15 protein-coding genes and 1 pseudogene are annotated in these 13,571 nt (G+C 36.7%); 11 read left to right on the top strand and 5 right to left on the bottom strand.

Features of this window, described 5'->3' with window-relative positions:
* The first annotated feature begins 24 nt into the window (after positions 1-24).
* Positions 25-213 carry a 4-oxalocrotonate tautomerase gene (locus ACSU6B_RS22425; protein WP_168243907.1) on the top strand — a complete coding sequence of 63 codons (189 nt, stop codon included), beginning with the start codon at positions 25-27 and terminating at the stop codon, positions 211-213.
* Between the two features lie 1,051 nt (positions 214-1,264).
* Positions 1,265-1,438 carry a hypothetical protein gene (locus tag ACSU6B_RS22420; protein WP_168243908.1) on the top strand — a complete coding sequence of 58 codons (174 nt, stop codon included), beginning with the start codon at positions 1,265-1,267 and terminating at the stop codon, positions 1,436-1,438.
* A gap of 273 nt (positions 1,439-1,711) precedes the next feature.
* Here the strand turns inward: ACSU6B_RS22420 and ACSU6B_RS22415 are convergent, their stop codons facing one another.
* Entirely contained in the window at positions 1,712-1,819 is a 108-nt protein-coding gene (locus ACSU6B_RS22415; RefSeq protein WP_348982665.1) for a sigma factor-like helix-turn-helix DNA-binding protein, read from the bottom strand.
* A 593-nt stretch (positions 1,820-2,412) separates the two neighbouring features.
* Between ACSU6B_RS22415 and ACSU6B_RS22410 the strand changes: the two genes are divergently transcribed.
* The 8 genes and pseudogenes from ACSU6B_RS22410 (at position 2,413) to ACSU6B_RS22375 (ending at position 8,335) form a co-directional block, all read left to right on the top strand.
* A complete protein-coding gene (locus ACSU6B_RS22410) occupies positions 2,413-2,559 on the top strand; it encodes a hypothetical protein (RefSeq protein ID WP_335712199.1) in 147 nt (48 codons plus the stop codon).
* Positions 2,529-3,209: pseudogene (locus tag ACSU6B_RS22405) on the top strand (SDR family NAD(P)-dependent oxidoreductase). The gene ACSU6B_RS22410 and the pseudogene ACSU6B_RS22405 overlap by 31 nt, the downstream one beginning before the upstream one ends.
* A 68-nt stretch (positions 3,210-3,277) precedes the next feature.
* The gene (locus ACSU6B_RS22400) at positions 3,278-4,561 is read left to right on the top strand and encodes an aromatic ring-hydroxylating oxygenase subunit alpha (RefSeq protein WP_410888498.1); all 1,284 of its coding nucleotides are present in this window, start codon (positions 3,278-3,280) and stop codon (positions 4,559-4,561) included.
* Positions 4,558-5,037, top strand: a complete 480-nt coding sequence (locus ACSU6B_RS22395; protein ID WP_410888497.1) for an aromatic-ring-hydroxylating dioxygenase subunit beta — start codon at positions 4,558-4,560, stop codon at positions 5,035-5,037. The genes ACSU6B_RS22400 and ACSU6B_RS22395 overlap by 4 nt, the downstream gene beginning before the upstream one ends.
* 99 nt (positions 5,038-5,136) lie before the next feature.
* Positions 5,137-6,051 carry a VOC family protein gene (locus ACSU6B_RS22390; RefSeq protein WP_168243911.1) on the top strand — a complete coding sequence of 305 codons (915 nt, stop codon included), beginning with the start codon at positions 5,137-5,139 and terminating at the stop codon, positions 6,049-6,051.
* A 34-nt stretch (positions 6,052-6,085) separates the two neighbouring features.
* Complete coding sequence (locus ACSU6B_RS22385; RefSeq protein WP_410888496.1) at positions 6,086-7,120, top strand: amidohydrolase family protein; 1,035 nt, start codon at positions 6,086-6,088, stop codon at positions 7,118-7,120.
* A gap of 217 nt (positions 7,121-7,337) precedes the next feature.
* Positions 7,338-7,571, top strand: a complete 234-nt coding sequence (locus tag ACSU6B_RS22380; RefSeq protein WP_269320627.1) for a DUF2798 domain-containing protein — start codon at positions 7,338-7,340, stop codon at positions 7,569-7,571.
* Positions 7,572-7,813: 242 nt separating this feature from the next.
* Entirely contained in the window at positions 7,814-8,335 is a 522-nt protein-coding gene (locus ACSU6B_RS22375) for an amidohydrolase family protein (RefSeq protein ID WP_410888495.1), read from the top strand.
* Positions 8,336-8,406: 71 nt separating this feature from the next.
* Here the strand turns inward: ACSU6B_RS22375 and ACSU6B_RS22370 are convergent, their stop codons facing one another.
* A complete protein-coding gene (locus ACSU6B_RS22370) occupies positions 8,407-9,300 on the bottom strand; it encodes a LysR family transcriptional regulator (RefSeq protein ID WP_410888494.1) in 894 nt (297 codons plus the stop codon).
* 706 nt (positions 9,301-10,006) lie between these two features.
* Between ACSU6B_RS22370 and pnuC the strand changes: the two genes are divergently transcribed.
* Positions 10,007-10,627, top strand: a complete 621-nt coding sequence (gene pnuC / locus ACSU6B_RS22365) for a nicotinamide riboside transporter PnuC (RefSeq protein WP_410888493.1) — start codon at positions 10,007-10,009, stop codon at positions 10,625-10,627.
* Between the two features lie 522 nt (positions 10,628-11,149).
* Here the strand turns inward: pnuC and ACSU6B_RS22360 are convergent.
* The 3 genes from ACSU6B_RS22360 to istA are packed head-to-tail and all read right to left on the bottom strand — an operon-like array spanning position 11,150 to position 13,426.
* Entirely contained in the window at positions 11,150-11,452 is a 303-nt protein-coding gene (locus ACSU6B_RS22360; RefSeq protein WP_410888492.1) for an ATP-binding protein, read from the bottom strand.
* Entirely contained in the window at positions 11,421-11,909 is a 489-nt protein-coding gene (locus ACSU6B_RS22355) for an ATP-binding protein (RefSeq protein ID WP_410888491.1), read from the bottom strand. The genes ACSU6B_RS22360 and ACSU6B_RS22355 overlap by 32 nt, the downstream gene beginning before the upstream one ends.
* A complete protein-coding gene (gene istA / locus ACSU6B_RS22350; RefSeq protein WP_410888490.1) occupies positions 11,906-13,426 on the bottom strand; it encodes an IS21 family transposase in 1,521 nt (506 codons plus the stop codon). The genes ACSU6B_RS22355 and istA overlap by 4 nt, the downstream gene beginning before the upstream one ends.
* Positions 13,427-13,571: the final 145 nt, after the last annotated feature.

Below are 13,571 nucleotides of genomic sequence, written 5' to 3'. Positions count from 1 at the left end.
ATAATTTATGAAGGGGGAATTATCATGCCACTTATTCAAGTAAATATTATGGAAGGCAGACCACCTGAAAAAATAAAAGCATTAATTGAAAATATTACTGATACTGTTGTTGAAACATTAGTTGTACCAAAAACTAGCGTTCGAGTATTGGTAAATGAAATGCCAAAAACACATTGGGGAGTTGCCGGTGTACCGGTTTCTGAAAGAAAATAAACGAATAAGCATGAGTCTAGTAACTGTATTCTAGAAAATTGACAAACTACTTGTTGTTTTTATAAGGTAATTTTTCACAACCTTAGAAATAAAAAATTAAAACTTCCTATATTTTTTGAAAGGGAGTTCAGACTGTCGACAAATTCGAAATATTCGGGTTTGTCGATATACCTGAGGTACTAACATCCCCTAAGGGAGGTTCTACACCTCTTCTTGTTATTCACGCATATCTTTATGATTAGTCATAGTAGAAATAGATTTAAAGGCATACCCATTCATCTTGTTGAATAGGTATTTTTTATATCTGTCTGATTTAATCATTTCATTAACGAATTTTTTTAATATGATAATCCATTGTTTTCAGGTCTATCTTCCAGGTACAAACTCATTATAAAAACATTGCAGACATTGGTGAAGGTTTCTTTAAAAGATTTTACAAATATGAAGTGAACCAAAGGTAAATTGCTTAATTAGTTTCGCACTAAGAGAAAATTTACAAAAAATGAAAAGATTCCTTTAGAAATTTGCTGACAATTGGGGTTTCTAGCATGATTGGAACTCAAGTTATTATCAACCCTGCCGGGAGTTCCGGATGGGGGTTCCGCTTTTAAGTGAAACCAGGTGAAATTGAGCTAGTGGCATTTGCTGACGTAGTTGGAGTGCTTGGCGTTGATTAGGAAGATATTCAAATATATCAATATGGAGTATTTCATAGAAGAAAAGAGTAAAATTTCGTATAATTTACAATGGACTATTTTATCAGATCTAAGATTATATATTTCCTAAATTTAAAAGGGAATAACATATTGACTGTATGGGATATATATTCTAATTTGAGAGATGTTTTATCTTAAACTATCATAATTAGGAAAAATAGGTTTTGCATTTGTAGCACTAAATTGACGATGAACTTGATTACCTTGTTATGCAATAAATTGTCCCAACATAATAAAAGCTGCAGACTCCTGTTTGATTTCTAAGGGTAATTTATACGATAAATAGGGTCTGTGGTAATTTTATTTTATAAAATAAATATGGAGGAAAATAAAAAATGACAGTATCTGAACTCATTGAAAAACTAGAGAAATTGGATATTCAAGATGCACAGATAGTGCTTAAAGATTCATCAGATGAATATTTAGACATACGAGAAATTGAAAGTATTTTAGGATTCTATTATGTAATTCATCCAGTTTCAGCAAAAAGGAGCCAGGAGGAAAAGTAACGGGTTCTCTTTTCGAAGGGAAGGTAACTTTTTTAGCAGTAAATAACACTGTAATAAACAATATTTTAGCATTAGAAAAAGGTAACTTAATGAAGTTACCCCCTTAAGTTGGACTAATAATCCAACTTAAGGGGGTTTTTAATATGGTAAAGTTTTCAAGTGATTTAAGTAAATAGATTGTATCAGAGTTGGTTAATCGATCTAGAAGGGCTGCGGTCATTTTTTTATCTCCAAATATAGACGTCTATTCCGTAAATTCTAGATTCGTAGTTATCATAACGTATCATTTTTAAGATATTTGCTAACAGTGTTACGTGAAATCCCAAGTTTTGCCGCAATTTGTCTTTGCGATAAACCTTCAACCTCTTTTAAGAATTTGATATTTTGAAATTAAGCCATTTCGATCATCCTATTCGTCCTCTCATATGAAATCATATGGCTCATTTTTTATGTAATTAAATCGTATAAAAGTGCCTCAAATCTAGATTATAAAAACAAATATAAAGATTCTTTTAGTTTATTCTTTTTTAATTTCGAGCACCCCTTACCCTTTTTTTATTATGTCATGCCCATTAAATGTCTTTAGAATTTACTCAGGACAAACGAAATCTTTTAATTATTCCTCTTAAATCATCTCTTTGCACGCGAATTAAAAGCGTATTCATAATGATTATATATAAATATAATCTTGAATTTAGGCGCTAAAAGTAAGAATATTTCGATTAGATTTTCACAAAAAAAAGATTTAAAATTAAATCAATTAAGATAATATTCTGATATTTTAAATGTCAATATGTTCAGATATTATCTGGAAAAATGCATTAAACGCTGTTTACCTAAGCACACTGTGTTAAGTTTTGGATGCGATTACATTTAGCTGAGGTATCCGGATCGATGTTAGTTTTTGTGCAATGGACAGTTGCACGACAAAAAGGAAACAGACCATTTTTACAAGGAAAGGAGGAGATTTTAGCTTGTCGATTCAATCACAAGCCTATCTATTGGAAGGGAGAGTAGCCGTTGTAACAGGTTCTTCACAGGAATTTAGAAAGCGGTTGCAATTGGTTTATCACAAGCAGGTGCGACTGTATTGGTTACAGGAACCAATCCCGAACGTTTGAAGAAAGTCTCCGAGGAAGTGGACCAATTAACAGGGCGGGAAACAGACTACTTTAATGTTGATCTATCAAAAGATGAAAACGTTATCCAGATGGTTGAAAAAGCCATACATAAATGGGACAAAATCGACATTCTTGTCAATAATGCCGGCGGAGGCGTGATTCTCCCGTTCCTTGAACAAACACCGTAAACCTTAAAAACAACAATCGACCGTAACCCCTGGACCATGCTGTGGTCATGTTACAGCGTGTTGCCGCATATGGTGAAACAAAATTACGGACGGATTATTAACATAGGAGCAGATTCTGTCCGCAATGGTTTATGGGACCATGCAGCCTATAATGCTGCAAAGGGCGGGGGCCATGCCATTGTTTCCGGATCAGGAAGAGAATTCGCCAAAAATAATATTACCGCGAATGTCATCGCTCCCCCGGCAGTAGAGGGGGAACTGCTGGATGAGATCAGAAAGAGAGATACGGGGTTGGTAGATTGCTATATTAACATCATTCCAAAAGGAAGAGGGGCGTATCCGGAAGAGGTGGCGGATGCCGTCGTATTCCTTGCTTCCGATAAGGCGACTTTTATTACGGTCCAAGTGATAAGTGTAAATGCGGAAGCACGATGCAATAAAAATGATTTTAAGGTTTTCTAAAACCTCTTTCAGAACTGACACAGATCATGAGCAGGTTTACTAAAAAAACTTATTTAGGGGGAGAGCCAATGAGCAATTATCTTAAGGATGATCAACAGAAGTGTTTATTCAAAGTAAATCGTGAAGTTTTTATTAATCCGGAAATTTTAGAAAGCGAACGCAATGAAATATTTGATAAAAGCTGGTTATATATCGGGCATGAATCAGAAGTACCGAATAAAGGCGATTTTCATAGAAGAAAAGTTGGTGGACGAAACCTTTTATTTACCCGCGGTAGTGATGGGGTAATAAGGGCATTATATAACTCCTGTCCACACCGGGGAGCGCTCGTATGCCGTGAAGGAAAAGGAAACTCAAAAGTATTCCGCTGCTTCTATCATGCGTGGAGCTTTAATACGCAAGGGGAATTAGTCGGATTACCTGATAAATTTGGTTTCTTGGAAGACCATAACTGCGATGGCTCCAAAAATATGCTGGCTGTCAAACGACTTGAAAGTTACCGCGGTTTCGTATTCGTTAACTTTGATGACAACGCCATATCATTAGAGGAATACCTGGCAGGTGCCAAAGAGTATCTCGACTTGGTAGCAGATCAAACAGAAGTTGGAATGGAAGTTTTGCAGGATCCCCAAGAATATAGCGTACGAGCGAACTGGAAATTACTTTGTGAAAATAGTTTTGATTTATACCACGGGGTACCAACCCATAAAACCTATTTTGATATTGTTGCGACCCGCGGCGGAATAATGGAAAAAGACAGTCTTGCAGGGGAAGCGCGCGCTCTAGGGAATGGACATGCCGTAATGGAATATTATGCCCCGTGGCCAAGACCAATCGGAAAATGGATTGAAGGTTACGGTGAAGAAGCGAAAGAAATTATCGATAAAATCAATGCCCGCTTAGTAGAAAAATTTGGCGAAGAAAGAGCCCACCGCATTTCGAAAAAGAACCGTAATATTTTAATTTTCCCTAACCTGGTCATCAATGATATCATGGCGATTGCAATCAGGACCTTTTATCCGATTGAAACGGGTTATATGCAAGTATCCGCCTATGCTTTATCTCCTATAAATGAAACAGACGGTTTCAGAGAGGTACGGAATGACAGCTACTTAGAGTTTTTAGGGCCAGGCGGTTTTGCGACTCCGGATGATAATGAAGCACTTGAACTATGCCAGGAAGGCTTTTTAAATACTAAAGAAGTCGGATGGAATGATATTTCCAAAGGAATGAACAGGGAAATTCCCCAAGCGACGGATGAAGAACAAATGCGTGCCTTTTGGCGTGAATGGGATAAACGGATGACAGCAGCGGAAAGCAAAAAAGAAGAAGCTGGGAAGGTGGAAGTATGAACATAACACGTCAGGAAATTGAAGATTTTTTATTCCATGAGGCGGAGCTTCTTGATGAGTTTAAGTTAAAGGAGTGGGCAGCATTATTCGCAAGCAATGGAACGTATGTGATTCCACCCATCGGAAATCCTGATGCGGATTTTAAAAAATCGCTTTTCTTTGTTCATGATGATCGTGCCCGTTTAGAACAGCGGGCGTTACGATTACTGAAAAGAGAAGCCCATGTAGAATACCCCCACTCCACTACTCTTCACAATGTGACGAATGTAAGAATCGTTAATAATGAAGAGGATGCCGTAAAAGTCAGATGCAATTTCTCTACCTACCGTACGAAACGTGAAGTACTGGACAATTATGTCGGGGTCAACGAATACATCTTGGTAAAAGAAAATGGAGAATTAAAGATTCAATCCAAGAAAGTCATTCTCAAATTGGACAGTCTCCGCCCGCACGGAAAAGTAAGTATCATTTTATAATATGAAGTCAGATTTTGATTGGGGTTCATACGAATTAACACATTAACGCGGTTAAGCTATGAGGGTCAGACCCTCTAGTATAATATAGGAGGTTTTTGAATGATTCGTTATAAAAAGTTGGGATATGTTGTGTTAAGCGTGACTGATCTTAATAAATCGGTAGATTTTTATGAAAATATTGTTGGTATGGAATTTGTTGAACGGGTTCTTGATGCGGCATACCTTCGATGCAGCGGGGACCATCACAATTTAATCCTTGAACAAGGAGAAGAACCTGGGTTAAAAAGAGTAGCATTTGAGCTTGAAAAGGCAGACCAATTTCAAGCAGTGTTTGACCATTTAACGAAACAAGGTGTAAATCCTGTCGAATTAAGCGCAGAGGAGTGCCAAAATTTGGCCCAAGGTAGAACATTACGTTTTAAAGATCCATATTTAGGGGTAACGTATGAATTCTATGTGCAAATTATGCAAATGGGTACACCATTTGTTCCTAAGAAGGCCAGAATTACGAGACTTCTTCATGTCGTTTATGAAACTAATAAATTTGACGAATTATTTGATTTCTTTACGAAAGTTTTGAACTTCAACATTTCAGATATCCAAGGAAGGGAAACGGGATGGGCCTGGTTAAGGGCAGCTGGAACTCCATTTCACCATAATTTTGCCCTGACAAAAGGAAAAGAAAATAAATTGAATCACCTTGCATATCAAGCTCAACGTGTAGATGATGTGGGGATTCAAGTTAATAGATTAAAGGATAACAATGTTCCGATTCTATTTGGGCCAGGAAAACATCACCCATCGGGCAGCATTTTCCTATATTTTGCGGATCCTGACGGCTTAACGATTGAGTATAGTCAAGGAATGGAAGAATTTCCGGAGGAAAATCCAAGAGAGCCTCGCCGTCTAGAACCAACCATGCATACACTTGATGAATGGGGAGGAAGACCTAAACCTGGATGGGGAAAAGTTGGTAAATTGATAAAGGAAGACCTGGAAAAAGTTAATCAATAATCAATCAACAATTATCATTTAAGGAGGCAGCATCGTGTCAAAAGGTGAGAATTTCCGTGTTGACTTTCACACCCATATTATTCCTGAGAATTTTCCTGATTTTGCGGAAAAATATGCGGATGATCGTTTTCCGATTTTAAAGCATACGTGCAGCTGTGGAGCTGAAATTTACAAGGATGGAAAGTCATTCCGAAAAGTTGACGAGAATGCCTGGAATCCTGCAAAACGCATCGCTGAAATGGATGCAGAAGGTGTCAATGTCCAAGTTTTATCTCCGATTCCGGTTACGTTTACATATTGGGCAGATGTAGAAAAGTGTTTAGAGCTGTCGAAAGCACAAAATGATTTTATAGCTTCGGTAGTAGCCCAATATCCTGATCGTTTTGTCGGCCTTGGAACGGTACCATTGCAGAATTCGGATTTAGCGATTGCAGAAATGGAAAGAGCAGTTAACGAGCTGGGGCTGATCGGGATTGAAATCGGTAGCAACGCAAATGGAAAAACCCTCGATGATCCGGAGATTCAAAGATTTCTTGAAGCAGCGGCAAAAATGGATGTACCCATTTTAGTTCATCCATGGGCCACGGTCGGAGTGGAGAGAATGCCAAACCATAACTTTATGTATTCAATCGGAATGCCGTCCGAAACAGCTCTTGCGGCAGGAAGCCTAATCTTTAGCGGTATTCTTGATAAATTTCCAAAATTAAAAATCTGCTTTGCCCATGGCGGAGGTTCCCTGCCGTATTTATTACCGCGAATCGACCAAGCCTGGGAAGTATGGCCGCATATCCGCACAACTGAACGGCCGCCGAGCTTTTATGCGAAGAAACTCTATTACGATACGCTCGTTTACGATCCGTGTAATCTCCAATTTATGCTTGAAAAATTTGGTGCTGATCATATTATCATGGGTACAGATTATCCATTCATGTTGCGGGAAGCACCGCCGGGGAAAATAGTTGAAATGTTGGAAAATGTTTCGGATGTGGAAAAGAAACAAATGCTTGGAGAAAATGCGATTAAGTTCCTGGGATTAAATAAAGAGAGTTTTATTAAAGAATCAGAATAGGCCAAATAAAAGAACATTCCATTTTGATAGGAATGTTCTTTTATCTTGACCTATAGGATCTATAGATCAGGAAATATCTGTTATTTGTTCTGTTCTTACTTGAAACAATATGTATGAAGGTATTCGTAAGATAAAAATGTAGTTAAATTAAATGATGAGGAGATGAGTAATAATAAATATTAATATTAAATATAAAAATATCATTTTTGCATTTTTAATGGCTTTTAGTATGTCCTTTTTTATTTCATTAATATTAATCTTAATAAATAGGGGTTACGATGGAACATTTTTACATGCATGGTTAAAAACTTGGTCACAGGCTTTTATTTGCGCTTTTTTTGGAGCTTACTTTTTTCCGAAAGTAATACAAAAAATAATGAAAAAGATTAATTTTGTAGAAAAACCATTAATAATTGAGAATGATATTTTAGTGAGAGAACAAAACGATTAATAATATAATTTAAAGCAAAGTACAGAGTCCAAAGTCATTATGGAAAAAGCATAACAAAGAAGATTGAAAACGAACTAACTCAAACAAATAATTTAAATGTTAAGACCGTCGAGATATATCTGACGGTCTTTTGATTTTTTATAAGTTTGTGTAACATTTAATAATCTTATGAATATAACTAAAATCTTGAATTAAGGCGCAAAAACAAAGATTATTTCGATTAGAAATCAGCAGCGGCGAAAATGGATTTTCCGATTTTAGTCCATCCTTGGGCGACAGTTGGCGAAGAGAGAATGCCTAAACATAATTTTATGTACTCAATAGGGATGCCTTCGGAGACAGCGCTTGCTGCAGGGAGCTTAATCTTCAGAGGCATTTTTGATAAGTATCCAGATATAAAAATCTGTTTTGCCCATGGCGGAGGAACCCTGCCCTATTTATTACCAAGGATCGATCAAGCTTGGGAAGTATGTCCGCATATCCGTACAACGGACCAGCCGCCAAGCAATTATGCGAAGAAAATTTATTACGGTACACTAGTCTATGACCAACACAACCTTCAATTTATGCTTGAAAAATTTGGGGCTGATCACATCATAATCATGGGTACTGACTATCCATTTCTGCTGCGAGAAGCACCGTCAGGAAATGTAGTCGAAATGCTAGAAAACGTGTTGGATGAGGAAAAGATAAAAATGCTTGGAGAAAATGCTATCGAGTTTCTAGGGTTAAATAAAGCAAGTTTTATTAAAGAAACGGTATAGATTTATAACAAAGGACATTTCTGTTTAAATGGAATGTCCTTTGTTATTGCTGATCCATAGTGTATACATATTTAAATAGATTTTAAATTTTTTAAAGTAGTTTCAAAAGTATGAAGAAACAGAAGAAGCCTTTCTAACTTTGGAGATTCCTTTTTATATATTCCAGCAACATTATAAGTGAGATCTTTAAATTCAGCAAAAGGGACGGTACATAAATCTTTATTGTGTGTATTTGTGTGATTAGCTAGAATTAGTTCTGGTACGACACTAAAACCCCAGTTATTTTTAATCATCGATATTACCATTTCGAATCCGCCAACTTCAATTCGTTTTAGATTTCTTATTCCGATTAATTTTTCATCAATTTTTCTCCATAAGGCTGTTTCCCTACGATAGCAAATCATCGTATGGTCAATAAGATCTTCTTTGAAAATTTCAGCTTTTTCACCTAATGGATGGTCTTTTCCAACAATAAAAACAAGCTTTTCATGAAAAATATATTCAGATTGCAGATTTATAAATGGGATTACATCTCTTACCAGCCCTATATCGATTGACCCATCTTCAATCATTTTAGAAACTTCTACAGAGTCCGCTGCTTCCACTAATTCAAACGAAAACTCACTTGTTTTGCGCAGTAGTGATAAAACCTCTAAGACAATCGAAACAGCGATGGCAGGTGATAATCCAATGGTAATCGTTGGAGTTTTAATACCTTTAATCACCTGTCTTACTTCTTTTACATTGTTTAATATTTTACGTGCATATGGAAGCAGGGCAGTTCCTTCCTTAGTCAATAGGATTTTTTTTCCGTCGCGGTAAAATAATTTACAGTCCAGTTCATTTTCTAATTTTTGAATTCTTGCCGTTACCGCGGGCTGTGTTAAATTCAAGTGGTCTGCGGTACGCGAATAATTATTTAACTCAAAAACAGTAATGAAGGTTAAAAGTTGTTCATCATCCAAAACATCACTTCCTTATAAAAAAAATGAGCTCCTTTTATATTATGATATCAATAAAAACATTCCGTGTGGCTGAATTAATGCGCTTTCATTTTTATGTAAAAATTACAACTTACCAATAATTTAAACTAATTATATATTTTAATAATGTTAAATTCTAATCAATAAAATCTTCTTTTTACGGCTAAAATTCAAAATTTTTTTTATAATACCGAGGTTCAATAAATTGTGCATAATCATTCATTAGCAGACTTGTATAAACCGAATGTTGGCTTATTCGTAGGATTTCAAATATGTACGGAGTACCAGATTTCTTCAACATAAGGGCACAGACCCATCAGTTTAGCAAAACTGGCCTCCACCCCTTGGATAGGCATGACGAAGGAATGATAGGGCGATTGACCCGTTGAGACATGGGAGGGAAAGCCTCCAGGGGCGGCGTGGAGAATGTACATCATATGGTAAAATATGGAGTATGAATTCACTCCTTTATTTCACTATGCCTTCACGAAGCCAAAATGATCTGAACTCATTTCGAGTAACCTTTAACCCTAATTAAAGGGGTGTGAAATCCTGCGAATAAGCGAGCATTCGAGAGAAAATCGTATTAAACTGAGGGAGTTGAAGAAGGAATTATTTAAATTTGTATTTAATAATGTATATTTAGAGGAATCATTTCTACTTTTTTGATTGGGAATGAGGGAAGAGGTTGAAAACCAAATGGATAAATTATGTTATATTGGTGTTATTTTTAGCAGTAGGATATTATAAAGATTCAACTTTTATTGAAGTATTAGCAAGTTTTTTCGGACTATTATGTGTTTACCTAGCAGCAAAAGAAAGTATATGGAACTTTCCAACTGGTATTGTAAACATTATTTTATTATCACTGATTTTCTACCATGCAAAACTATATGCAGATATGATTCTTCAAGGAATTTTTTTCGTGTTTAGTTTATATGGCTGGGTGTTTTGGTTACGAAATCGCAGAGAGAAGCCAATTTGTCAAACAACAAAACTCACATTAGACGGTTGGGTTTTAATAATTTTTATAACACCCATTTTATCTTACGGTTCGGGTTATCTATTAAATAAATTTACCGATGCGAGTGTACCTTTTCTAGATGCATTTATTGCGACTACCAGCGTGGTTGCCCAAGTTCTGTTTTCTACTAAAAAATTTGAAAATTGGTACTTATGGATATTAGTGGATATTTTATCGGTTAGTTTGTATGCATACAAAGGTCTTTATACGATTAGTTTTACATATTTTGTATTTTTAATTATTTGTATCTTAGGTGTATTTGAATGGAAGAAACAATATAACTAAAGGCTTTATCCTTATTCAACTACTATGAAAATAAGTTTCTTCAAGAAAAGAAAAATGACAATATTTAAAAAAGACCCTGCCCAATCGTTTAAAAAAAAGAGGAGAGCGTTAATTAATAAGTCTATGGATTAGGGTTGACTGGATTAAGGTCAGTATCAGTATTGACACTTCCTAACCATTTTCATTCTCTGTGTGCTGCACTGATTTTATGCTGCATGGATGGCTAACGGGTGCTTTACTACAATAAAGAGGGCTTGCTGATGTAGCCCTTTTCTTATTGAGCTAACGTAAGCAGGTTAGTTCAACAAGGATATAGAATTTAAATAATAAAATATTGGTTTTTATTAGGATTGAAATGGAGGTGCCTTATGGATGTATTTGTCAATATTAATTTGAGCCAGTGTGATCACTTCAAAAGTGAGCCACTTCATTCTGAGTTATTTCCATATTTGGGGGAGGACTTGGAGTTTAGGGTATCTTGCCCCGAGGGTCAAGATACCCTAAACTCCTCGCGAGCCTGGCCTATTTGTCGCTCTCATCCCTTTGTTTCATACTTTGTCTAAATCGATACGATTCTCCATTAAGGAGGAGGATATGAGCCTTATGGGTTAGTCGGTCTAGTAGAGCTGCGGTCATTTTTTCATCTCCAAAAATGGAGGTCCATTCCGTAAATTCTAGATTCGTAGTAATCATCACGCTAGCTCGTTCGTAGCGACCGGCAAAGAATTGGAACAAGAGCTCTGACCCAATTTTCGTGAACGGCACGTAGCCCAGCTCATCAATAATGATCAAATCAAATTTTGAACCACCTCTTTTCCAATGCACCTAGCTTGTGTTCTTCATTAGCCAAAAGGAGTTCTTCTACTAGTTCTGCAGCCGAGATAAACTTAACCTTATAGCCATTTTTAATCATTTCAATTCCGATCCCCGTAGCCAAATGTGACTTTCCAGTCCCACTATTTCCTAAGAATATTATGTTTTCCTTCTTCTCCACAAAATCTCCCTTTGATAGAGTCAGAAAACGATTTCGGTTCAGACTTGGCATCAAACTAAAATCATAGCTATCTAGTGTTTTTTGGACAGGAAAAGCAGCTTGTTTAAGCCTTCTTTGTCTTTGATTTTCTTCTCTAGACTCTGATTCTGCTTCTAATAAGGCCAAAAGAAACTCCTCATAACTCAAGTTACGATTCTCAGCCTCTCTTGCGAGAGAACGGTACTGTGCTGAAATAGTCGGAATCCGTAGTTGTTTAGTAAGGTGATCTAAAAGTAGTTCGGTTGTCATTTCCTAGTGCCTCCTGTTAATTGACCGTACTGTTCTATACTGGATTTATTCACTTTGTAATCTAGAAGATTGACTGGTGTTTTATCAGTTGGAAGAGTACTGATTGGTATGTTTTGGTGTGTAAGCCTTTGTATAATTTCATGGACTTTCTCATATCGGAAAACTTGCGTTTTCTCTGCTTCCAATAAGGCTTTTGTTAAATTTTCCATACCAATGTCACGATGGAGGAGGAGAAGTCGAATGAACTTCCTATCACCTTCAGATCCTTCCTGCTCACGCATTTTCAAATGGAATCGATTGAATACATCAGGGATTTCAGTGGATTGGAATGCGTGAGCGTCTCGGATTGCTCGGGGTTTTTTAAGCAAGACTTCCAGATAATGATCAAGAACCGTAATCACCTGATTGCGTTCATAGGAACGAGGGTGTTCTGCGATCACACGGTTTTGAGCCACTACGATTACTCGATCGACAAAAATTTTTGCCCATACAGCTTGACCAGCATAGCTACAGGGTACAGAATAACGATTGGTTTCCACTGTAATAAGGGAAGTTTTATTAACTTTGCACGATAGAAGTTTACAAGCTTCAAAACTATTAGTAGGAAGAGGATGGAGACTCTCTTTTTCTTTCTCCCACATTTCTAGGACAGTCTTTGATTTATTAGGGACGTGAGTCCTTCCAGCTTCCTTTAAACACCAATCTTGGAGATACTCGTTCAGTTCATTAATAGATTGAACCTCAGGTAGAGGCACCAAAGCATTCCTTCTTACATATCCAACAGTGCCTTCGATACGACCTTTTTCGTTTCCACTTGCAGGATTACAGAACTCAGCTTTAAATACATAATGAGCCTGGAGACCAATAAAAGCCTCTTGTTCTAGCCGATCTCTGCCTTGAAGAATTTTTATTACAGCCGTTTTTAGATTATCAAGTAGACCTTCTGTCGGAACTCCTCCTAAGAACTCAAACGCATGAACGAAGCCATCCAGGAATGCTTCCTGTTTTGCATGAAGATATGCTCTCACAAACCGCATACGACTTGCGGAAAGTTGGACGCAGAAGAGGTAAACCCGTTGTGTTCGACCCTGTAGAATAATATCCGCCTCTCCCCAGTCGAATTGGAATTGGTGGCCGAGTTGAAAATCAAGTGGTATAAATACTTCCTGAATTTGTTGCCTGCGTTTGGCTACGATTTTGCGAATGTTTGAGGCAGAGCCTTTAAAATCATATTCATCTTGTAATCTCTTAAAAATTTTGATAGCTGTATGCTTTTGCTTTTTCCAGCTCTTTAGGTCATCTTCTAACCATTGATCAATGATTGGAATTACCCGTTTTGTTTCTGGAGAATATTCCTTTGTTCCATACACGTATTTTCGTAAAACTGTTGTTGGTGCTGTATTATTTTTTAGGTATTTACTCACGGTGTTACGGGAAATTCCAAGTTTTGTCGCAATTTGCCTTTGCGATAATCCTTCAACCCCTTTTAAGAATTTGATATTATGTAATTGAGCCATTTCGATCATCCTTTTCGTCCTCTCTCAATGAAGTAAGTTTGGTCACTTCCTATCATAAGAGAGGTTAATATAATTGGAAATCATGTGGCTCATTTTTTATGTGATCAAAACGTTTAAAAGTGGCTCAAATCTAGATTATCAAAAA

Origin of the sequence: Neobacillus sp. C211 (assembly GCF_051842875.1) — a bacterium.
Taxonomy (GTDB): domain Bacteria; phylum Bacillota; class Bacilli; order Bacillales; family Cytobacillaceae; genus Neobacillus.
This window is presented reverse-complemented; position numbering and strand designations above follow the sequence as displayed.